18 protein-coding genes are annotated in these 20,365 nt (G+C 61.0%); 10 read left to right on the forward strand and 8 right to left on the reverse strand.

What is annotated here, in order from left to right:
* Positions 1–103 precede the first annotated feature (103 nt).
* The 3 genes from C9990_RS08310 (at position 104) to C9990_RS08315 (ending at position 3,864) form a co-directional block, all read left to right on the forward strand.
* Positions 104–997 carry a LysR family transcriptional regulator gene (locus C9990_RS08310; RefSeq protein WP_065909679.1) on the forward strand — a complete coding sequence of 298 codons (894 nt, stop codon included), beginning with the start codon at positions 104–106 and terminating at the stop codon, positions 995–997.
* A 142-nt stretch (positions 998–1,139) separates the two neighbouring features.
* Positions 1,140–1,262, forward strand: coding sequence for a PA1414 family protein (locus tag C9990_RS32700; protein ID WP_003193089.1), 123 nt, complete (start codon positions 1,140–1,142; stop codon positions 1,260–1,262).
* A gap of 502 nt (positions 1,263–1,764) precedes the next feature.
* The gene (locus tag C9990_RS08315; protein WP_106803005.1) at positions 1,765–3,864 is read left to right on the forward strand and encodes an FAD-dependent oxidoreductase; all 2,100 of its coding nucleotides are present in this window, start codon (positions 1,765–1,767) and stop codon (positions 3,862–3,864) included.
* A gap of 64 nt (positions 3,865–3,928) precedes the next feature.
* On the opposite strand, the gene C9990_RS08320 is transcribed toward C9990_RS08315, so the two are convergent.
* From C9990_RS08320 to speB, 4 genes are read right to left on the reverse strand one after another with little or no spacing between them, the layout of a single operon-like run.
* Entirely contained in the window at positions 3,929–5,311 is a 1,383-nt protein-coding gene (locus tag C9990_RS08320; protein ID WP_106803006.1) for a sodium:solute symporter, read from the reverse strand.
* A gap of 24 nt (positions 5,312–5,335) precedes the next feature.
* Positions 5,336–6,850 carry a cytosine permease gene (locus tag C9990_RS08325; RefSeq protein WP_106803007.1) on the reverse strand — a complete coding sequence of 505 codons (1,515 nt, stop codon included), beginning with the start codon at positions 6,848–6,850 and terminating at the stop codon, positions 5,336–5,338.
* Between the two features lie 21 nt (positions 6,851–6,871).
* Positions 6,872–7,294, reverse strand: coding sequence for a nuclear transport factor 2 family protein (locus tag C9990_RS08330; protein WP_106803008.1), 423 nt, complete (start codon positions 7,292–7,294; stop codon positions 6,872–6,874).
* Positions 7,294–8,244, reverse strand: coding sequence for an agmatinase (speB, locus tag C9990_RS08335; protein WP_065909690.1), 951 nt, complete (start codon positions 8,242–8,244; stop codon positions 7,294–7,296). Before speB ends, C9990_RS08330 begins: the two co-directional genes overlap by 1 nt.
* 557 nt (positions 8,245–8,801) lie before the next feature.
* On the opposite strand from speB, the gene C9990_RS08340 reads away from it, so the two are divergent.
* From C9990_RS08340 to C9990_RS08370, 7 genes are all read left to right on the forward strand, one after another.
* Positions 8,802–9,695: a LysR family transcriptional regulator gene (locus C9990_RS08340; RefSeq protein WP_017134867.1), complete on the forward strand. Its 894-nt coding sequence runs from the start codon at positions 8,802–8,804 to the stop codon at positions 9,693–9,695.
* Between the two features lie 5 nt (positions 9,696–9,700).
* Positions 9,701–10,306, forward strand: a complete 606-nt coding sequence (locus tag C9990_RS08345) for a tRNA-uridine aminocarboxypropyltransferase (protein WP_106803009.1) — start codon at positions 9,701–9,703, stop codon at positions 10,304–10,306.
* A 173-nt stretch (positions 10,307–10,479) separates the two neighbouring features.
* The gene (gene cysM, locus C9990_RS08350) at positions 10,480–11,382 is read left to right on the forward strand and encodes a cysteine synthase CysM (protein WP_106803010.1); all 903 of its coding nucleotides are present in this window, start codon (positions 10,480–10,482) and stop codon (positions 11,380–11,382) included.
* A complete protein-coding gene (gene rlmD, locus C9990_RS08355) occupies positions 11,382–12,734 on the forward strand; it encodes a 23S rRNA (uracil(1939)-C(5))-methyltransferase RlmD (protein ID WP_106803011.1) in 1,353 nt (450 codons plus the stop codon). The genes cysM and rlmD overlap by 1 nt, the downstream gene beginning before the upstream one ends.
* Before the next feature lie 122 nt (positions 12,735–12,856).
* Positions 12,857–15,100 carry a GTP diphosphokinase gene (relA, locus tag C9990_RS08360; RefSeq protein ID WP_065909697.1) on the forward strand — a complete coding sequence of 748 codons (2,244 nt, stop codon included), beginning with the start codon at positions 12,857–12,859 and terminating at the stop codon, positions 15,098–15,100.
* Between the two features lie 161 nt (positions 15,101–15,261).
* Positions 15,262–16,095, forward strand: coding sequence for a nucleoside triphosphate pyrophosphohydrolase (gene mazG / locus C9990_RS08365; protein WP_065909700.1), 834 nt, complete (start codon positions 15,262–15,264; stop codon positions 16,093–16,095).
* Positions 16,096–16,120: 25 nt separating this feature from the next.
* The gene (locus C9990_RS08370) at positions 16,121–16,666 is read left to right on the forward strand and encodes a DUF2058 domain-containing protein (protein ID WP_010208656.1); all 546 of its coding nucleotides are present in this window, start codon (positions 16,121–16,123) and stop codon (positions 16,664–16,666) included.
* Positions 16,667–17,178: 512 nt separating this feature from the next.
* Here C9990_RS08370 and C9990_RS08375 read toward each other — a convergent pair.
* The 4 genes from C9990_RS08375 to purM all read right to left on the reverse strand — a co-directional run bounded on the left by C9990_RS08375 (position 17,179) and on the right by purM (position 20,105).
* Positions 17,179–17,367, reverse strand: a complete 189-nt coding sequence (locus tag C9990_RS08375; RefSeq protein WP_065909702.1) for a hypothetical protein — start codon at positions 17,365–17,367, stop codon at positions 17,179–17,181.
* A 307-nt stretch (positions 17,368–17,674) separates the two neighbouring features.
* The gene (locus tag C9990_RS08380) at positions 17,675–18,388 is read right to left on the reverse strand and encodes a DUF3108 domain-containing protein (RefSeq protein WP_065909705.1); all 714 of its coding nucleotides are present in this window, start codon (positions 18,386–18,388) and stop codon (positions 17,675–17,677) included.
* Between the two features lie 8 nt (positions 18,389–18,396).
* Positions 18,397–19,047 (reverse strand): phosphoribosylglycinamide formyltransferase, encoded by a 651-nt coding sequence (purN, locus tag C9990_RS08385; RefSeq protein ID WP_106803012.1) that lies wholly within the window; start codon positions 19,045–19,047, stop codon positions 18,397–18,399.
* Positions 19,047–20,105: a phosphoribosylformylglycinamidine cyclo-ligase gene (gene purM / locus C9990_RS08390; protein ID WP_005790182.1), complete on the reverse strand. Its 1,059-nt coding sequence runs from the start codon at positions 20,103–20,105 to the stop codon at positions 19,047–19,049. Before purM ends, purN begins: the two co-directional genes overlap by 1 nt.
* Positions 20,106–20,365: the final 260 nt, after the last annotated feature.

A 20,365-nucleotide genomic window follows, 5' to 3' on the forward strand; every position in this document is an offset into this window, starting at 1 on the left:
GGTCAGGTTTCCTGCGGGTCAGCGAATACCCTCAGGCTAAAGCGGATTGACTTTCTGTAAAAATGAATAATAGTGAGTAACTTGTTCAGTTTTGGAGAAAGGTATGGAGTTCAGTCAATTACGCATCTTCCAGGCCGTGGCGGAAGAGGGCTCCATCACGCGGGCGGCTGACCGGTTGCACCGGGTGCCGTCAAACCTGTCTACGCGCCTCAAGCAAATGGAGGAGCAGCTCGGCGTAGAGCTGTTCGTGCGCGAGCGCCAGCGTTTGCAGCTTTCTCCTGCAGGTAAGGTGTTGTTGGACTACAGCACGCGCCTGCTGGCTTTGCACGACGAAGCCCACGGCGCCGTGCAAGGCGGGCAACCGGCGGGTGATTTTGTACTCGGCAGCATGTACAGCACGGCTGCCGTGCATTTGCCGAAGCTGCTCGCGCGTTATCACAAGGCTTACCCGATGGTGAACCTGCAGGTGCAATCGGCGCCCAGTGGCGAGTTGCTTGAAGGTCTGATTACCGGTCGCCTGGATGCTGCATTTGTGGACGGCCCGATCACGATCGCCACGCTGGACGGCGTGGCCTTGTGTGAAGAGCGCCTGGTGCTGATTTGCGAAGCCGACCATCCGCCAGTGCGCGGGCCGCAGGACGTCGCCGGCCGCGCAGTGTTCACCTTCCGACGCAGTTGCGCCTACCGGGCGCGGTTGGAAACCTGGTTTTCCCACGAGCGTGTGGCCATGGGCCGGGCGATTGAGATCGAATCCTATCAAGGCATGCTCGCGTGCGTGATCGCAGGCTCCGGCGTGGCGCTGATGTCTGAATCCATGCTCGACAGCCTGCCGGGCAAGGACAGCGTGTCCGTTCATCCGCTGACAGGGCCTTTCGCCACTGCTACCACTTGGCTGATGTGGCGAAAGGGTATGCTCGGCGCTAACCTCAATGCGTGGATCGACCTGCAGCAAGAGGGCAAGGCCGAGTTCCTGCCGGACACGCGCGCAATCGCTTGAACGATCTGTCAGGATTTTGATCAATCCAGTAATAGTTCGTTGTGGTTTCGTTCAAGCAATACGTAGGACTTCGGGCTACTATCAGTGTAGGAAAGGGCGACAGAACTTGCGCCTACCAGCATTACCCTCAAAGGGGGCAACCATGAAAGAGAAAATCCAGAACTGGCTCCACGACCTCGGTGTTGCACTGGGCTTGATCGAGCCGCCACTGCAGCCGGTGCCGATCCGCACCGACGATGAGCAGCGTCGTCCACGTCGCAGGTAATCTTCGGTCGCAACAGGATTAAAAGTGGGAGCGGGCTTGCTCGCGAATACAGTGTGTCAGTTAAGGTTAATATTGACTGACCCACCGTATTCGCGAGCAAGCCCGCTCCCACAGTTGTTTGTGTTAGGCGCAGACTACGGTCGTGATATCTGACGCCGCATCTGCCCAACAATGCGCACTAAGGCCAGTCGCACCGCCCTCCGCTTGAGCCACTATCGCCTCAGGCTTGCATAACCGCACCTCCCCTCATCACACATCCGCCCAAATGACCTGAGCATTTGTACGGATGACAACGCCTGGTTCCAGGAAACGCCTGCTGGGTCGCTCCACGATCATTCGGGTAAGTAGTCCAAGCGCATGCATGTCAATCAGGCTTTTGACGTTTAAGTGTCGGAATAAGGCTACTTGTTCATCGGAATCGGCTGGCTTATTCAATTCAAAAGATGAGCGTAGGTTGCGTTATGTGAGGCATTAGTCAGTCAGAATTGTTGGAGACAACGCTATGAGGCCCTCTTCCATTCCGCCAGTCGCCACGTCACTCATCGCCATCACCGGAAATATTCTCCATATCGCACCGGTATCGAGAGCCTGGAAGGCCCATGCACCCAGCAACGTAGTGTTCCTCCCCCCGACATTGACCAAACAGGACCTGCTGATACAGATCGGCCTCCTCAGCCCAGTGGCGATTGTTGTCGGGGATCAAGCGATCGATGCCGACGTCATTGCCCAATGGCGCATCTCTCATCCATTTGGCGACCTCCATTTGCTCCGCAGAGGTACGAGCCTGGATAAGGTGCGACTGGATCTTTGCGGCTCCAACGACATTCGCGTGATCAATACGCCAGGGGTTAACGCGCCGCATGTCGCTGCCTATATTGCGCGCTGGCTGACCATGGCCGACGGCTCCCTGCCTCGTGACATCTGCGTACTGGGATACGGCAATGTGGGTAGAGAGCTGGTCGAGTTGTTGCTTGATCGAGATCCGGATGTTCGGATCAAGGTATTGGATCGACACGGACGAGCACCGGACACTTCCGGCAATGCCTGTTCCGACACCAGAGTGTCCTTTGGCGTGGACTGGTATGAAGCGCTGGAGGGGAGCCGTGCTGTGGCGATATGTGTGCCCCTGAACGATGAGTCGATGCATCGTATTGATTGCGCCCTCATTCAATGTCTGCACAGGCAAGCTCGCCTTGTGTGTGTCGCCAAGCCGGATGTCTTCAGTGATGACGCTTTGCAGGCCCTGGCAACGGCTGACGACATCCAACTGGTCCTGGACTACGGGTTTGAGACGTTGGATGCCTTTCGAGTGCGCGCACAGGTGCTCGGTTGCACTGTCTCCAAATGGCGCAAACCGGCGACGCTGACTACCCAGGCGGCAACTACCGAAGCCTGCCATTGCGATCTTGACTATGCCGTCTCGATTCAACTCAGCTTGACCGCCTTGCGCGGCCTTGTCAGGCGCAAACTTGCCCACTCGTTAATGATCCCCACGCAGCGGGCAGAAGCCGACGCGCCGCGCGTGTCGATTATCGGCAGGGGCATCAATGGTCTGTTTCAGGCCGTGATGTTCCGCTTGGCCAATTATCAGGTGTCAGTCTACGGAGGAAATCAGCAAAGCGATGGGGCCAGTCATAAGCAGGTGAATATGCGCCATCTGTCAGCCACGGAGACGACTGCAAAGCCGCTAGGTAACGATTATCTGACACCTGGAAATCAGTATTTGACGGTTGAGTGCAATCGCGCGGGCATTGAGCTGTTTGAAAAGCTCCTGGTCGATAACCCTTCGCTGGCACGATTCGCACGGTCGCGGCTGGTGCGAGCCTACATGGACGACGCCAGTGAAGTAGAAGTCGCGATCCGCGAGCAACGCGATATCGAAAAAAGGCCTTGGCCGAGTGGCAAGCCGGGATGTGAGCTTGCAGAGATCACTCCACTGCAATTCCAGACAAGTTATGGCATCCCTGGGATTGGTCGGGCTCTTGAGGTATCGGGCTACGATCTGGAATTTGTACAGCTAAGGGATGAGATAGTGGCGCTATTGGCGCGCTCTGGGGTTCAGTTCCTACCCCGGCATCTAAGCTCGATCCAAATTGCTGACTTAAGCAGGGAACACTTCGTCGTCACTGCAATGGGAGTCGAGCAAGAAGAAGTCATTGCGATCATTGGCTGGTTTTTCAAGATGAGTGCTGTTGGTAATGAAGCTGTCGGACTGCGCGGACTCAAGCTGCAGTACGATCTGCCCATTGGCGTAATGAATTGCCGCTTGGACGGGGACTTCATTCTTGTCTCCGGTGGGCAGGTTCCGCCTGATTCCACGCCCGAGTACAAGGCGCAGATACTGGCGGCATGTCAGGCCGCCGTTTCTCGTCACTTTCCAAAGTCCTATCGCAGGGCGATCGAAAATGGTGACTTGCAAATTATTGAATGTGCGAGGCCCGGGACTGCGGATGGGCTATCAATCGTTTATTGCGCCGCCTACAACCTAATTGCGGCCGGAGGGACTTATGCCGGGGGAACGACACAGGGATTGGTCTGGGCCTCTCTGGTCCAGGAAATCATCCAGGCAAAAGCGCCTGTCGTTTCGGCAATGTATCAATAAAAAAAACGGGCGCGACATCCGACGTCGCGCCCGCTGAAGAAACCGCTCTAAATCCCGCTGTATCTCAAACCGCGCTGGCCGTCACACCCGCTGGCCGGCGCGACAACAAACTCACCAGCACAAAACTCACCAGCCCTACTGCCAGGCTGTAGTAGATCGGTGTGTTGGCATCCAAGCCATCCTTGATCATGAACACCAGCGCTGTCACAAAGCCCAGGGTCATGGACGTAATCGCCCCCGAGGTGGTCGCGCGTTTCCAGAAGATCGCACCGATCAGCGGGATCAGCATGCCGCCCACCAACAGGTTGTAGGCCAGGGTCAGGGCGCTGATCACGTCGCTCACCACCAGCGCGATACCCAGCACGGCAATGCCGGTCAGCATCGTGAAGAGGCGGTTGATGCTCAGGCTCGACTGTTTGCCACCGCGCAGGCGCGGCAGCAGGTCTTCGGTCAGCACGGTAGAGGCGGCCAGCAGGCCGGCGCTGGCGGTGGACATCATCGCTGCCAGTGCAGCGGCGATCACCAGGCCACGAATGCCGTCCGGCAGCGACATTTTGACGATAGCTGCAAAGGCGTTGTTGACGTTGTCCAGGTCCGGAATCAGCACATGGGCGGCCATGCCGATCAGTGCACAGGCCAGGCCGTAGAGGATGCAGTAGAAGCCGGCGAACGTACCTGCGTACTTGGCGACCTTTTCGTCACGGGCGGTGAATACTCGTTGCCAGATGTCCTGGCCGATCAGGATGCCGAAGAAGTAGATCATGAAGTAGGTAATGATCGTGTCCCAGCCGATCGCGGTGAAGCTGAAGCTGGATGCCGGCAGCTTGGCCACCAGTTCATCCCAGCCGCCCACGCGGTAGAGGCAGATCGGCAGCAGGATAAACATCAGGCCGACGGTCTTGATCACGAACTGCACGATGTCGGTCAGGGTCAGCGACCACATGCCACCGATGGTCGAGTACACCACCACCACGCCACCACCGAGAAGCACCGAGATCCAGAACGGCAGGCCGAACAGCACCTGCAGCACCGTGCCGATAGCCAGGATCGAGGTCACGCCGATCATCAGCGCGTAGGCCAGCATGATCACCGCACTGGCCTGGCGGGCCATGGGGTTGTAGCGTTTTTCCAGGACCTGGGTGACGGTGAAGATCTTCAGCTTCAGCAGCGGCTTGGCCAGGAACAGGTTCAGCGCAATGATGCCCATGCCCAGCGCGGCACACAGCCAGAAGCCGGAGATGCCGTGCACGTAACCCAGGCGCACGGTGCCGACGGTGGACGCCCCGCCCAACACCGTGGCGGCCATGGTGCCCATGTACAGCGACGGGCCCAGGTTGCGGCCAGCCACCAGGTAGTCTTCGTGGGTCTTGGCGCGGCGCATGCCGTAATAGCCGAGCACGAGCATGCCGGCGGCGTAGATGAGTACGACGAATAAATCCAAAGCCATGACGGCGGTTCTCCGATTATTTTTTTAGGCTATTGAGGCGCTTTTTGTGGCGGGGGAGCTTGCTCCCGTGGGGCTGTGCAGCAGCTCCCTGGGGCCATAAACGGCCGCTGGTTCCGGGAACACACGCAGCAAGGTCAGGTACACCACCGAGGCCAGTCCCAGCGTCACCGGCAGGCTGATATCAATCCCGTCGGCCAGGTTGCCCAGCGGCCCGACAAACTGCCCAGGCAGGTTGACGAAGCACAGGCCGACCAGCGCGCTCGGGATCCAGGCCCCCAGCCCGCGCCAGTTCCAGCCGTGGCTGAACCAGTAGCGGCCGCCGGTTTCACCGCGGGTGAAGACCTGCAGGTCATCCGGGCAGTAGAAGCCGCGACGCACGATCAGGCCGATGATCATCATCACCATCCACGGCGTGGTGCAGGTGATGATCAGCACGGCGAAGGTCGACACGCTCTGCACCAGGTTGGCGGCGAAACGTCCGATAAAGATGAAGGCAATCGACATCACCCCGATCAGCAGCGTGGCCTTGACCCGCGACAGCAGGCGCGGGAACACGCTGGACATGTCCAACCCCGTGCCATACAGCGAGGTAGTGCCGGTGGACATGCCGCCGATCACCGCGATCAGGCACACCGGCAGGAAGAACCAGCTGGGCGCAACCGCCAGCAGGCCGCCGACGTAGTTGTTGGCCGCGATGTAGTCCGGTGCCTTGACCGCCACGATGGTCGCGGTGGCCAGGCCGAACAGGAACGGGATCAGCGTGGCGATCTGCGCGAGGACCACCGCCAGCATGATGCGCATTTTCGGCGTTTCACGCGGGATGTAGCGCGACCAGTCGCCGAGGAATGCACCGAAGGAAATCGGGTTGCTCATGGCTACCAGCGCAGCGCCGATGAAGGCCGCCCAGAACCCGGCCTGGCCCATGGCGACGGTGCCGGCGAAGTGGCTGTCGAAGGCCGGCGCGAAGGCGAAGATCCCCAGCAGGAACAACAGGCTCGCCGCCCACACCGCGATGCGGTTGACCCACAGCATGAAGCGAAAGCCGTAGATGCAGACGGTGAGGACGAGCAGCGCAAACAGCCCGTAGGCCAGGCCCAGGGTCAGGTCAGTTTCAGGCAAGCCCACCAGGCGTTTCGCACCGCCTACCAGCGCATCGCCTGAACTCCACACCGACAGTGAGAAGAACGCAATCGCGGTCAGCAGCGACAGGAACGAGCCGACAATCCGCCCGTGCACACCAAAGTGCGCACCGGAAGACACGGCGTTGTTGGTGCCATTGATCGGCCCGAACAGGCCCATCGGCGCCAGGATCAGCGCACCCACCAGCACGCCCAGCACGATCGCCCAGACGCCGGCCTGGAACGACAAGCCGAACAACACCGGAAAGGCACCCAGCACGGCGGTGGCAAAGGTATTGGCACCGCCGAAGATCAGTCGAAACAGATCCTTGGGGCCGGCGGTACGCTCGTGGTCCGGGATCTGTTCGACCCCGTTGGTTTCTATTTTGCGAATACTGTTTTCGTTGTTTTTATTATTCATGATCTGCTCCGATCACATTGGCTAATGGGGCGGCAGCCCTTCCGGCATAGCGGACAAATGTTCGTGACAGGCCAGCCACAGGCCTTGTTGTTCTGCGCCAGACCCTTGCCGTTTGAAGACAATGGTCTCGCGTTCCTGGCTATGAAATTGCTCCCCGTTCATGCGCAACTCGGTGGCCACGTCATGAATAAATATCGCCACGTCACCCTGCAGGCTGACGAAGGCATTGCTCGAGGTGCAGGACAGCACCTCGAATCCCTCGTCCCGACGCCAGCTGTCCCACAACGCCTGGTAGGCATCGCGACTGAGCAGCGGCTGGGGGAGGGTGTAGAACACAAAGCTGGCATCGTGGGTGAACGCGCCGAAATAGGCCTCGCGGTCATTGCGCGCGAAGGCCGCCACCAGATCGGCGGCGGCAGTCAGTACCTCGGCTTGCGCGCTCATCAGCGGTGCGCCACGCCGGGCAGTACGCAGAGCATCTCGTACAGCAGGTTGGCGCCCAGCAACGAGGTGTTGCCGGTGGTGTCGTAGGGCGGCGAAACTTCTACCAGATCGCAACCAATCAGGTCGAGGCCCTGGCAGCCACGGATGATCTCGATGGCCTGGATGGTGGTCAGCCCGCCGATTTCCGGGGTGCCGGTGCCGGGCGCCCAGGCCGGGTCGATGCCGTCGATATCGAAGCTCAGGTACACCGGGCCGCCGCCGACTTTCTCACGCACTTCGGCCATCAATGGCGCGAGGGAGTGGTGCCAGCATTCTTCGGCCTGGACCACACGGAAGCCCTGTTTGCGGCTCCAGTTGAAGTCTTCGGCGGTGTAGCCCTGGGCACGCAGGCCGATCTGCACCACGCGGTCGCAATCGAGCAGGCCTTCTTCCACGGCGCGGCGGAAAGTGGTGCCGTGGGCGATTTTCTCGCCGAACATATGGTCGTTGACGTCCGCGTGGGCATCGATATGCACCAGCCCGACCTTGCCGTGTTTCTTGTGGATCGCCCGCAGGATCGGCAGGGTGATGGTGTGGTCGCCGCCCAGCGTCAGCGGGATCACGTCGTGCTCGAGGATCTCATCGTAGGCTTCTTCGATGATGCGCACGGCGTCGAGCAGGTTGAAGGTGTTGATCGCCACATCACCGATATCCGCCACCGACAGCGAGTCGAACGGTGCGGCGCCGGTGGCCATGTTGTACGGGCGGATCATCACGGACTCGGCGCGGATTTCACGCGGCCCGAAGCGGGTGCCGGCGCGCAGCGAGGTGCCGATGTCCAGGGGCACGCCAACGAAGGCGGCATCCAGGCCCTTGGCCGTTTGCAGGTGGGGAAGACGCATCATGGTGGCGATGCCGGCGAAGCGCGGCATTTCGTTGCCGCCCAGTGGTTGGTGGAAAATCTTGTCCACGGGATTGCCTCATCGTTGTTTTGTTTATTAGAGACCGATTCTGCGAAAAGCCCGGGACGGGAAGAATCGGCAGGGGCAAATACTTAGTTCAGATTTTTCTAAACTAATGCCAGCAGGTAGACTGTGATGAACGGGTTCCCTGTGGTGAGCAGGCTTTCTATGGTGATCAGGTTTTCTGTGGTGAGCAGGCTTGTTGTGGTGAGCAGGCTTGCCCTGCGTTGGGGTGCGAAGCAGCCCCCAAAACACACTGCGGTTTTCCAGAAGTAATGAGTCGTCAGGTTTCGGGGCCGCTGCGCGGCCCAACGCAGGGCAAGCCTGCTCGCCACAACAAGCCTGTGCAACACAGCAAGCTTCTGTAACCAGCAGGCTTGTGCAACACAACAAGCCTCTGCAACCAGCAGGCTTGTGCAACACAGCAAGCCTCTGTAACCAGCAGGCTTGTGCAACACAGCAAGCCTCTGCAACCTGCAGGCTTGCGCAACACAAACAAACCTCTGCAACACGACAAGCCTGTGCACCACAACTAGCCCGCTTGCCACGAAACACCCGGAGACCCGATGGCCAACGCCTTGCCCGACCTGAAACTCCTGCGCATCTTTGTCAGCGTCGTGCGCCACCAGGGGTTTGCCAACGCGCAGCACGAACTCAACCTGTCCACCTCGGCCATCTCGACGTATATGAGCCAGTTGGAAAGCGCACTGGGCCTGGTGCTGTGCCATCGCGGCCGGGGCGGGTTCAGCCTGACCAGCAAAGGCGAGTTGTTTCATCAGGAAACCTTGCGTCTATTGGGCGAGCTGGAAGGCTTCGAGCAATACGCCGCCGCGCTCAAGGGCGAGCTGCGCGGTACGCTCAAGCTGGGCGTGCTCGACTCCACCGTCAGCGACAAGGCCTTGCCGTTCGCCGAAGTGATCGGCGCCTACAGCCTCGAGCACCCGGCGGTGCACCTGCACCTGTCGGTGATGAGCCCGTACGAACTGCAGCTCGGCGTGCAGGACAACCGCCTGGACCTGGCCATCGGCGCCTTTTCCAACCGCATGAGCGGGCTGATCTACATGCCGCTGTACCGTGAGCAGCACTGGTTGTATTGCAGTACCCGGCATCCGCTGTTCAACGAGCGACGCATCCCGGAACAGGTGATCACCCAGCAACGCATGGTCGGACGCGGCTACTGGAGTCAGGCCGAGCTGGCGCGCCATGGCTTCAAGCACAGCGCGGCGACCGTGGAAAGTATGGAGGCGCAACTGATCCTGGTGCTGTCCGGTGCCTACATCGGCTACCTGCCCGAGCACTACGCGCAGGCCTGGGCCGACAAGGGCGACCTGCGCGTCCTGTTGCCGGCCACCTTCGGCTACCAGGCGCCGTTCTCGATGATCATGCGCCGCGGTCGCAGCCGCGAACCGCTGATCCAGACTTTCCGCGATCTGCTCAAAGCTCAGCTCAACCAGGCCTGATAATCATGTCCAGACCCCAATGCCCCCGCTGCCTGAGGCCCGCCACTCACTGCCTGTGTGCGCTGATCCCGAGCCTCGACAGCCGCACGCGGGTGTTGCTTTTGCAGCATCCGAGTGAGGTCAACCACGCGCTGAACACTGCGCGACTGGCTGCTTTGGGGTTGAACAACGCGCAGTTGGTCGTGGGTGAGGTATTCGACGACCTGCCGACATTATTGAACCCGCCCGGCTATCAGGCGCGGTTGCTGTTTCCGGCTGACGATGCCCGGCCGTTGCACGCCTACGCGTCTGGGGATCAACCGCTGTTGCTGGTAGTTCCCGACGGCACGTGGCGCAAGGCGCGCAAGCTGCTGCACCTCAATCCGTTGCTGGCGGCGTTGCCACGGGTGACGCTGGCCGAAGGCGCGGTTTCCCGCTATCGATTGCGCAAGGCGCCGGGGCCGGGTGCGCTGTCGACGGTCGAGGCGATTGTGCGGGCGTTACAGGTACTGGAGGCGCCGACTTCCTTCGAGCCGTTGCTCAAACCTTTTGAAGCATTGATCGAGGGGCAGATTGCGGCGATGGGGGAGGAGGTGTTTCGCAAGAATCATGGCGACGGACAGGTCGGGTAGGCTATTGACCGGGGGGCGGCCATCGCCGGCAAGCCCGCACATTTCCTGTAGGCGCGCGTCCACACAGTGCGTGCTTATTCCTTTACGCCATAAGCACCGCACTTTGCGTGATATGGCCCGCCAGCCTTTCCCGGTATGATGTTCGCCCCCGCAGTCTGGATTGCGAATACGCCATGACCTTGCAGTACCCTACAATCGCCGATTGCGTCGGCAACACGCCCCTGGTCCGCTTGCAACGCATGGCGGGTGAAACCAGCAATACCCTGTTGCTCAAGCTCGAAGGCAACAACCCGGCCGGGTCGGTAAAAGACCGCCCGGCGCTGTCGATGATCACCCGCGCCGAGTTGCGTGGGCAGATCCAGCCCGGCGACACCCTGATCGAAGCCACTTCCGGCAACACCGGGATCGCCTTGGCCATGGCCGCTGCGATCAAGGGCTACAAGATGGTCCTGATCATGCCCGACAACGGCAGCGCGGAGCGCAAGGCAGCGATGACCGCCTATGGCGCCGAGCTGATCCTGGTCACCCAGGAAGAAGGCATGGAAGGCGCGCGTGACCTCGCCGAGCGCATGGCCGCCGAAGGCCGTGGCCTGGTGCTGGACCAGTTTGCCAACGGCGATAACCCCGAGGCGCACTACACCACCACCGGTCCGGAAATCTGGCGCCAGACCCAGGGCACCATCACCCATTTCGTCAGTTCGATGGGCACCACCGGCACCATCATGGGCAATTCGCGCTACCTCAAGGAGCAGAACCCCGACATCCAGATCATCGGCCTGCAACCGATGGAAGGCTCGGCCATCCCCGGCATCCGCCGCTGGCCCGAAGAGTACCTGCCGAAGATCTACAACTCGACGCGCGTGGATCGCATCATCGACATGGCCCAGCGTGAAGCCGAAGACACCACCCGCCGCCTGGCGCGTGAAGAAGGCATCTTCTGCGGCGTGTCCTCCGGTGGCGCAGTGGCGGGCATGTTGCGCCTGTCCAGGGAAGTGGAAAACGCGGTGATCGTCGCGATCATCTGTGACCGAGGCGACCGCTACCTGTCGACCGGCATCTTCGACGCGCCCAACTGATGGCCAAGCACGAGAGAGGCCTGCGCTTCCAACCGACGGGCGGCAGCCGGGCCCCACAGATTCCCGTGGGCAAGAAACAGCGCCTGACCATTGAGCGCCTGGCCAACGATGGCCGTGGCATCGTGTTCTTTGAAGGTCGCACCTGGTTCGTCAACGGCGCGCTCGCCGGTGAAGAGGTTGAAGCGCGGGTGTTGGGCGCCCATGGCAAAGTGGTCGAGGCGCGCACCGAAAGAGTCTTCAAGGCCAGCGAACTGCGCCGCCCTGCGCCGTGCGCGCACTTCGGCCGCTGCGGTGGCTGCAGCGTGCAGCACCTGCCCCATGACGAACAACTTGCCCTGAAACAGCGCATGCTCGCCGAGCAGCTGTCCCGCGTGGCGGCGGTCGAACCGCTGGAGTGGGCAGCCCCGTTGAGCGGGCCGGAATTCGGCTACCGGCGCCGCGCCCGTGTGGCTGTGCGCTGGGATGCCAAGGCGAAAAAACTCGAAGTGGGTTTTCGCGCCGTGGCCAGCCAGGACATCATTGCCATCGATGATTGCCCGGTGCTGGTACAGGCCTTGCAACCGATCATGCAGCGCCTGCCCAACATGCTGCGCCGCCTGAGCAAGCCACAGGCCCTGGGCCATGTGGAGCTGTTCAGTGGCTCGTCCGTCGCCGTGCTGCTGCGGCATATGGCGCCGTTGTCGGATGCGGATCTGCTGATCCTGAAAGAATTCTGCGCGTTCCATGAAGCCCAATTGTGGCTGCATGGCGCGGGCCAGCCGGAACCCGTCGAGGCTGATCTGCCACTAGGTTTTCGACTCGACGCATGGGACTTGGAGCTGGCGTACCGGCCAGGGGATTTTGTCCAGGTCAACGCCGGCGTCAACGAGGCGATGGTCGCCCAGGCCCTGGAATGGCTGGCGCCACAACCCGACGAGCGGGTGCTGGATCTGTTTTGCGGCCTGGGCAACTTCGCCCTGCCACTGGCGCGCCAGGTGCGTGAAGTGGTGGCGGTGGAAGGCGTGCAGACCATGGTGGACCGCGCGGCTCTAAACGCCGTCAGCAACAATTTGCATAATGTGCAGTTTTTTCAGGCCGATTTGTCCCAGCCTTTGACTGACGCGGAATGGGCCAAACAGGGCTTTTCTGCGGTACTCTTGGACCCACCCCGTGACGGTGCCCTGGAGGTTGTGCGCAAGCTCGCCACCCTCGGGGCCAAGCGCCTGGTGTATGTGTCCTGCAACCCGGCCACGCTGGCGCGGGACACGGTTGAGTTGGTCAAGCAAGGCTACCGGCTAAAACGTGCCGGGATCCTCGACATGTTTCCGCAAACAGCGCATGTCGAGGCCATGGCGTTATTTGAAGCGGGCTAGGATGCCCGTTTAATCCGACTGGCCTGCATTCTCCAAGGCCTGTGATCTGCCAGGGAGTCTGCAGTAAAAGGTCGGCGATGATATTGGCGCACCGAAGGTGCGTCGTAGGGAAGGTAAGCAAGATGGTACAGGTGAGAGCACACCAGCCGATCAACACCGACGGCAGTATCAATCTCGAGGCATGGCTGGATCATGCCATCAGTGTCGACCCGGCACTGGACCGTGAAGCCTTGAAAGCAGCCTGCGAGTTCGCTCGTGAGTCTGAACAGCAAGACAATGCGGCCAAGAACCTGTGGGCCGAAGGCACTTCAAGCTTTCGCACCGGGTTGGAAATCGCCGAGATCCTCGCCGATCTCAAGCTGGACCAGGATTCGCTGATCGCCGCCGTGCTCTATCGCGGCGTGCGTGAAGGGCACATTCCGTTGCCGACGGTCAGCCAGCGCTTCGGCGCGGTGGTGGCCAAACTGATCGACGGCGTGCTGCGCATGGCTGCCATCAGTGCCAGCCTGAGCCCGCGCCAGTCGATGGTGCTGGGCACCCAGGGCCAGGTCGAAAACCTGCGCAAGATGCTGGTGGCGATGGTCGACGACGTGCGCGTCGCCCTGATCAAGCTGGCTGAACGCACCTGCGCGATCCGTGCGGTAAAGACCGCTGACGACGAAAAGCGCAACCGTGTGGCCCGCGAGGTGTTCGACATCTACGCGCCGCTGGCGCACCGCCTGGGCATCGGCCATATCAAGTGGGAGCTGGAGGACCTGTCCTTCCGCTACCTCGAACCCGATCAATACAAACAGATCGCCACCCTGCTGCACGAGCGGCGCCTCGACCGTGAGCGCTTCATCACCGACGTGATGGGCCAGCTGCGTTCCGAGCTGCAGGCCACCGGTGTGGATGCCGACATCAGCGGCCGCGCCAAACACATCTATTCCATCTGGCGCAAAATGCAGCGCAAGGGCCTGGCCTTCAGCCAGATCTACGACGTGCGTGCGGTGCGCGTGCTGGTGCCGGAAATGCGCGATTGCTACACCGCGCTCGGCATCGTCCACACCCTGTGGCGGCACATTCCCAAGGAATTCGACGACTACATCGCCAACCCCAAGGAAAACGGCTATCGCTCGCTGCACACGGCGGTGATCGGCCCCGAGGGCAAGGTGCTGGAAGTGCAGATCCGCACCCACGCCATGCACGAAGAGGCGGAGCTGGGGGTGTGCGCGCACTGGCGCTACAAGGGCACCGACGTCAAGGCCGGGTCCAACCAGTACGAAGAGAAAATCTCCTGGCTGCGCCAGGTGCTGGAATGGCACGAAGAGCTTGGCGACATCGGCGGCCTGGCGGAACAGCTGCGGGTGGATATCGAGCCGGACCGGGTCTACATCTTCACTCCCGACGGCCACGCCATCGACCTGCCCAAGGGCGCCACGCCGCTGGACTTTGCGTACCGCGTACACACCGAGATCGGCCACAACTGCCGTGGCGCCAAGATCAACGGGCGTATCGTGCCGCTCAACTACAGCCTGCAGACCGGCGAACAGGTCGAGATCATCACCAGCAAGCATGGCACGCCGAGCCGCGACTGGTTGAACCCGAACCTGGGCTACATCACCACGTCGCGGGCGCGGGCGAAGATCGTCCACTGGTTTAAGCTGCAGGCGCGCGACCAGAACGTCGCCGCCGGCAAGACCCTGCTCGAACGCGAACTGGCGCGCCTGGGCCTGCCGCAGGTGGACTTCGACAAGTTGGCCGAAAAAGCCAACATGAAGATCGCCGAAGACATGTTCGCCGCCCTCGGTGCCGGCGACCTGCGCCTGGCGCAGCTGGTCAACCTGGCCCAGCAACTGGTCGAGCCGGAACGCGGCAACGAGCAGCTGGAGCTGATCCCGCGCAAGGCCACGGGCTACAAGCCGGGCAAGCGCGGCGATATCCAGATCCAGGGCGTGGGCAACCTGCTGACCCAGATGGCCGGCTGCTGCCAGCCTCTGCCAGGCGATGCCATTGTCGGCTACATCACCCAGGGCCGTGGCGTGAGCATTCACCGCCAGGACTGCGCCTCGGTGCTGCAGTTGGGCGGGCGCGAGCCGGAGCGGATCATCCAGGTCAGCTGGGGCCCGGTGCCGGTGCTCACCTACCCGGTGGACATCGTCATCCGCGCCTACGACCGGTCCGGCCTGCTGCGTGACGTCTCGCAAGTGCTGCTCAACGAGCGGATCAACGTATTGGCCGTCAACACCCGCTCGAATAAAGAGGACAACACCGCGTTGATGTCCCTGACCATCGAGATCCCGGGACTGGATGCGCTGGGGCGGTTGCTGGGGCGGATTTCCCAGTTGCCGAACATCATTGAAACCCGGCGGAATCGCACCCCGTGATGCGGTCTGAAAATGTATAAGGGCTGCTTTCTGTGGGAGCCGGGCTTGCCCGCGATGCAGGCGACTCGGTCTGACTGACAGACCGAGTGGAGGCCATCGCAGGCAAGCCAGCTCCCACATTAGATTTTCAGCGGTTCCAGACAATGGGCAGAGATTGACTGATGTATTCACTTGAAGACCTGCTGCACCTCATGAAGCGCCTGCGGGACCCGCAATACGGCTGCCCGTGGGACCTCAAGCAAACCTACGCGACCATCGTCCCGCACACCCTGGAAGAAGCTTACGAAGTCGCCGACGCCATCGAGCGCGGGGATTTCGATCACCTGCAGGGCGAGCTGGGCGACCTGTTGTTCCAGGTGGTGTATTACAGCCAGCTGGCGCGCGAAGAAGGGCGCTTCGAATTTGCCGGGGTGATCGACAGCATCACCCGCAAGTTGATCCGTCGCCATCCGCATGTGTTCCCGACCGGTGATTTGTACGCGCCGCTGGATATTCCGCAGTTAAGCGAGGAGCAGGTCAAGGCGCGCTGGGAGCAGATCAAGGCCGAGGAGCGCGCGGAAAAATCCGACGCACCGGAGCAGCTCTCGCTGCTGGACGATGTGCCGACCGCGTTGCCATCGTTGTCGCGTGCCGCCAAATTGCAGAAGCGCGCCAGCCAGGTCGGGTTCGATTGGCCATCGGCCTTGCCGGTGGTCGACAACGTGCGCGAAGAGCTGGATGAAGTGCTCGAAGCCATGGCCGATAACGACCCGGTGGCTATCGCCGACGAGGTCGGTGACCTGCTGTTTGCGGCAGTCAACCTGGCCCGTCATCTCAAGGTCGACCCCGAAACCGCGCTGCGTGGCGCCAACGCCAAGTTCGAACGCCGTTTCCGATTTATCGAACAGGCATTGCGCGACACGCACCAACCCATAGAAGATTGCACCCTCGAAGAGTTGGACGCCCTGTGGGGCGAAGCCAAACGTCAGGAAAAGAATGTGTCCAGCTGCGGTTGAGCAGTTGCCTAAGTGAGTAAGCACCATGAGCCTTTCCCTTCGCGACCAGTTGCTCAAAGCAGGTCTGGTCAACCAAAAGCAGGCCAAGCAGGTCGGCAAAGAGAAACAGAAACAGCAGCGCCTGGTCCACAAGGGCCAGATCGAGGCCGATGATACCCAGGCTCGCCTGGCTGCCGAGGCGCAGGCCGAGAAGGTCAAGCGCGACCAGGAGCTGAACCGTCAGCAGCAGGAAAAAGCCGAGGCCAAGGCCCGCACGGCCCAGGTCAAGCAACTGATCGAGACCTCGCGCCTGCCCAAGCTGACCACCGAGGACTACTACAACTTCGTGGATGACAAGAAGGTCAAGCGCCTGTCGGTCAACACATTGATGCGCAACAAGCTGAGCAACGGTTCCCTGGCCATCGTGCACCACGGCGGCGGCTACGAGGTGATCCCGCGCGAGGCCGCCCTGAAGATCCAGGAACGCGCCCCGGAGCGTATCGTGCAGCTCAACATCCTCACCGAAAGCCAGGTGCCGGACGAGGATGATCCGTACGCCGCGTACCAGATCCCTGACGATCTGATGTGGTAAGGCGTCAAAGCATTGCAATGACCCGATTGTGAGGAGCAGCAGCGTCGCCGTGGCACACAGGCTTGTGAGAATGGCAGGTGTGTCGTGGCAAGCAGGCTTGTGAGGATGGCAGGTGTGTCGTGGCAAGCAGGCTTGTCAGGGTGACAGGTGTGTCGTGGCAAGCAGGCTTGTGAGGATGGCAGGCGTGTCGTGGCAAGCAGGCTTGTGAGGGTGACAGGTGTGTCGTGGCAAGCAGGCTTGTCAGAGTGACAGGTGTGTCGTGGCAAGCAGACTTGTCAGGGTGACAGGTGTGTCGTGGCAAGCAGGCTTGTGAGGATGGCAGGCGTGTCGTGGCAAGCAGGCTTGTCAGGGTGACAGGCGTGTCGTGGCGAGCAGGCTTGCCCTGCGTTGGGGTGCGAAGCGCCCCCAAAAAAACCAAGCCAACAAAACACAAACCCCGCTCAAAAGGCGGGGTTTTTGTTTATCGGCACCCCAGCTGCGTGGGGCTGGGATGCCTACCGGATTTCAGAGTCTCAGGAGCCTTGCGCCTGGCTTCTCATTTCAAGGGCTTCAAGCTCGTTTTTATAATTATGAGCGTCGCTCTCATTGTGAAACATGCCGACCAACATATCTTGTTGGTGTACATCCCAGATGTGAATCCCATGGCCCAGTGCTTCGTGGGACATATGTTCGTCGTCGCGTTCAGTTACTTTTACAGTCATCTGCTTGCTCCAATCTCTGGTGGATCTGCGGCAAGTCGTCGCAGGCCTTTGTTATATGTTTTGTTAGCTTGCTAAGTAAACCGATTTTGCACGCAACAAATCATTGCGCAAAACGCAACAGTGCTGCAGGCCGCGAAAACCGCGACATTGCGCCGCAGGGTGCTGAGTTATATGACAAAAGTTTCATGTTCGAGTAAGGCTTTTCAGCCCTGTATTGGCCTCTCCGGCGATGGCGTTCTACGAGCCGCCACACATCCAAGGCGAAAAAAAGCCCCGCATGCGCGAGGCTCTTTGTTCCATCTACCGATCAGCTACCTTTGACAGCCTTGCCGTCAACGGTACCGTCCTGCAGCATGATGTTGTATTCCTTGCCGTCGGTCTCGACCTGGCGCAGGGCAACGAGGATGCCGCCCTGGTCCTTGGCAAACCACATCTGGGTGATGCGCTTGCTCTGAGTCGGGTCACGCACGCGCTCGACCTTGATCGCGTCGATGGAGCCGACCTTGGTCTGGACCTTTTCCGGGCCGATCACGCGGAAGTCGTAGGTGTCGACGTCAGTGCCTTCCACCACGTTGTAGCTCATGCTCTTCTTGCCCGCAGCCACGTCGCGCTGCAGCGCCAACTGGTAGGTGGACTTGTCGAGCATGCCGCTTTGCAGGGGCACATTGACCGGGTCCTTGTTTTCGAAACCGGTGACTTTCTTGGCCGCCTGGTCGAAGTCCAGGTTGATCTTCTTGGCCTTGCCCAGGCCGCCGCGCTCGAAGGTGTAGCTCTTCGGTTGCAGGGCATCCTTGTCAAACTGGATCACGCTGGTTTCGGTCAGGCTGGCGATCATCATGGAAGCCTTGAAATTCAAGGTCCAGGTGCCGTCGCCGTTCTTGGTCAGGCTGCGCTCAGCCGAACCACTCATGGGCAACTGTTTCCAGTCGGCGGTGTAGCTCGCGGAGAAAGGGTGAAGGTCTGCTGCTTGCACGGCAGGCAAGGCGAACAGCGCAAAAGCGAAGAGCAAGGCGCGACGCATAAAATCTCCTAGGTTCGAATCAAGTGGCCGCTGGCCGCAAGTAACTGACCGTCCAATAATGCACCCTGGTCGCCAAGAATCAACCGCCCCTCGGCAAACCAGCGAACCGCCAGCGGGTAAATCCTGTGTTCCTGGGTGTGAACCCGTTGCGCAAGCGTCTGCGCCGAGTCGTCAGACTCTACCGGAACCACTGCCTGTACGACCAGAGGCCCGCCATCGAGTTCCTCGGTGACGAAGTGCACACTGCAGCCATGCTCGCTGTCACCGGCGTCGAGTGCGCGCTGGTGCGTGTGCATGCCTTTGTACTTGGGGAGCAGGGAAGGGTGGATATTGAGCAGGCGCCCTTCGTAGTGCCGCACGAAATTCGCGCTGAGGATGCGCATGAAGCCGGCGAGTACCACAAGTTTGGGGTTGAAAGCGTCGATCAGGTCGACCAGGGCACTGTCGAAGGCCTCGCGGCCTTCGAAAGCCTTGTGATCCAGGGAGCGGGTTTCGATGCCCGCGTCCCTGGCGCGTTGCAGGCCGTAGGCGTCGCTGCGGTTGGAGATCACCGCAGCGATGCGCACCGGGCTGTCGCCGGTGCGCGTGCTGTCGATCAGGGCCTGCAAGTTACTGCCGGTGCCGGAAAGCAGCACCACGACATCACAGGTCTGGGACATCAATGCGCCTTGAGGTTCTTCAGTTCAACCTGGGCTGCGCCTTCCGGGGCAGTGGCGATCTGGCCGATGACCCATGGCTGCTCGCCGGCTTCACGCAGTACATTCAGCGCGGTTTCCACGTGCTCTTGCGCCACGCAGATGACCATGCCTACGCCGCAGTTCAGCACGCGGTGCATTTCGGTTTCGTTGACGTTGCCTTTCTCTTGCAGCCAGTCGAACACTGCAGGACGCTGCCAGCTGGCCACGTCGACGATTGCCTGGGCACCTTTTGGCAGCACGCGCGGGATGTTGTCCAGCAGGCCGCCGCCGGTGATGTGGGCCATGGCCTTGACCGCGCCAGTGTCCTTGATCAGCTTGAGCAGTGGCTTGACGTAGATGCGCGTCGGGGCCATCAGCAGGTCGGTCAGTGGCTTGCCGTCGAGCTGGATGTTCTCGATATCGGCGCCGGACACTTCGATGATCTTGCGGATCAGCGAGTAGCCGTTGGAGTGCGGGCCGGAAGAAGGCAGGGCGAGCAGGGCGTCACCCGCGGCGACTTTGGAGCCGTCGATGATCTCGGCTTTTTCCACGACGCCGACGCAGAAGCCGGCCAGGTCGTAGTCTTCGCCTTCGTACATGCCTGGCATTTCAGCGGTTTCGCCGCCGACCAGGGAGCAACCCGACAGTTCGCAGCCGGCGCCGATGCCGGTGACTACCTGGGTGGCGGTCTCGACGTTGAGCTTGCCGGTGGCGTAGTAGTCCAGGAAGAACAACGGCTCGGCGCCGCACACCACCAGGTCGTTGACGCACATGGCCACCAGGTCGATGCCGATGCTGTCGTGCTTGTTCAGGTTCAGCGCCAGGCGCAGCTTGGTGCCCACGCCGTCGGTGCCGGAAACCAGCACAGGCTGCTTGTAGCCGGCCGGGATTTCGCAGAGGGCGCCAAAACCGCCCAGGCCGCCCATGACTTCGGGGCGCGCAGTGCGCTTGGCGACGCTCTTGATGCGTTCGACCAATGCTTCACCGGCGTCGATGTCTACACCGGCGTCCTTGTAGCTCAGGGAGGGTTGCTTGCTCATGATCCAGGCCTTTAGGGGGGATTTCTGGGTAACGACCGAGCGGGCAGGGGCTTTTGAACAGCGGCCCAGCCGTTGACGGTCTGCGAAGGCGCGCGATTTTATCAGGCTTGAGGGGCAGCGGCCATCCTCGGGCCGACGGGCAGGGCTGCATATCTGAAAAAAGCCGGTTAAAAAAATGCTAATCGGGTCTGCCATGGCGCGTATTAAGGTATAGCCTTTAATCCGCTATCGTTATGACAGTACGAAAACTTACCGAGACC

Source organism: Pseudomonas sp. S5D5, from assembly GCF_003013355.1.
Taxonomy (GTDB): Bacteria; Pseudomonadota; Gammaproteobacteria; order Pseudomonadales; family Pseudomonadaceae; genus Aquipseudomonas; species Aquipseudomonas aylmerensis.

Excerpts from the sequence above, each read along its gene's own strand:
- C9990_RS08380 (WP_065909705.1), bottom strand. The coding sequence starts at position 18,388 with ATGCGTCGCGCCTTGCTCTTCGCTTTTGCGCTGTTCGCCTTGCCTGCC.
- purN (WP_106803012.1), bottom strand. The coding sequence starts at position 19,047 with ATGTCCCAGACCTGTGATGTCGTGGTGCTGCTTTCCGGCACCGGCAGT.
- C9990_RS08375 (WP_065909702.1), bottom strand. The coding sequence starts at position 17,367 with ATGACTGTAAAAGTAACTGAACGCGACGACGAACATATGTCCCACGAA.
- rlmD (WP_106803011.1), top strand. The coding sequence starts at position 11,382 with ATGGCCAAGCACGAGAGAGGCCTGCGCTTCCAACCGACGGGCGGCAGC.
- C9990_RS32700 (WP_003193089.1), top strand. The coding sequence starts at position 1,140 with ATGAAAGAGAAAATCCAGAACTGGCTCCACGACCTCGGTGTTGCACTG.
- C9990_RS08325 (WP_106803007.1), bottom strand. The coding sequence starts at position 6,850 with ATGAATAATAAAAACAACGAAAACAGTATTCGCAAAATAGAAACCAAC.
- C9990_RS08370 (WP_010208656.1), top strand. The coding sequence starts at position 16,121 with ATGAGCCTTTCCCTTCGCGACCAGTTGCTCAAAGCAGGTCTGGTCAAC.
- C9990_RS08345 (WP_106803009.1), top strand. The coding sequence starts at position 9,701 with ATGTCCAGACCCCAATGCCCCCGCTGCCTGAGGCCCGCCACTCACTGC.
- C9990_RS08330 (WP_106803008.1), bottom strand. The coding sequence starts at position 7,294 with ATGAGCGCGCAAGCCGAGGTACTGACTGCCGCCGCCGATCTGGTGGCG.
- C9990_RS08320 (WP_106803006.1), bottom strand. The coding sequence starts at position 5,311 with ATGGCTTTGGATTTATTCGTCGTACTCATCTACGCCGCCGGCATGCTC.
- C9990_RS08310 (WP_065909679.1), top strand. The coding sequence starts at position 104 with ATGGAGTTCAGTCAATTACGCATCTTCCAGGCCGTGGCGGAAGAGGGC.
- cysM (WP_106803010.1), top strand. The coding sequence starts at position 10,480 with ATGACCTTGCAGTACCCTACAATCGCCGATTGCGTCGGCAACACGCCC.
- mazG (WP_065909700.1), top strand. The coding sequence starts at position 15,262 with ATGTATTCACTTGAAGACCTGCTGCACCTCATGAAGCGCCTGCGGGAC.
- C9990_RS08315 (WP_106803005.1), top strand. The coding sequence starts at position 1,765 with ATGAGGCCCTCTTCCATTCCGCCAGTCGCCACGTCACTCATCGCCATC.
- relA (WP_065909697.1), top strand. The coding sequence starts at position 12,857 with ATGGTACAGGTGAGAGCACACCAGCCGATCAACACCGACGGCAGTATC.
- purM (WP_005790182.1), bottom strand. The coding sequence starts at position 20,105 with ATGAGCAAGCAACCCTCCCTGAGCTACAAGGACGCCGGTGTAGACATC.
- C9990_RS08340 (WP_017134867.1), top strand. The coding sequence starts at position 8,802 with ATGGCCAACGCCTTGCCCGACCTGAAACTCCTGCGCATCTTTGTCAGC.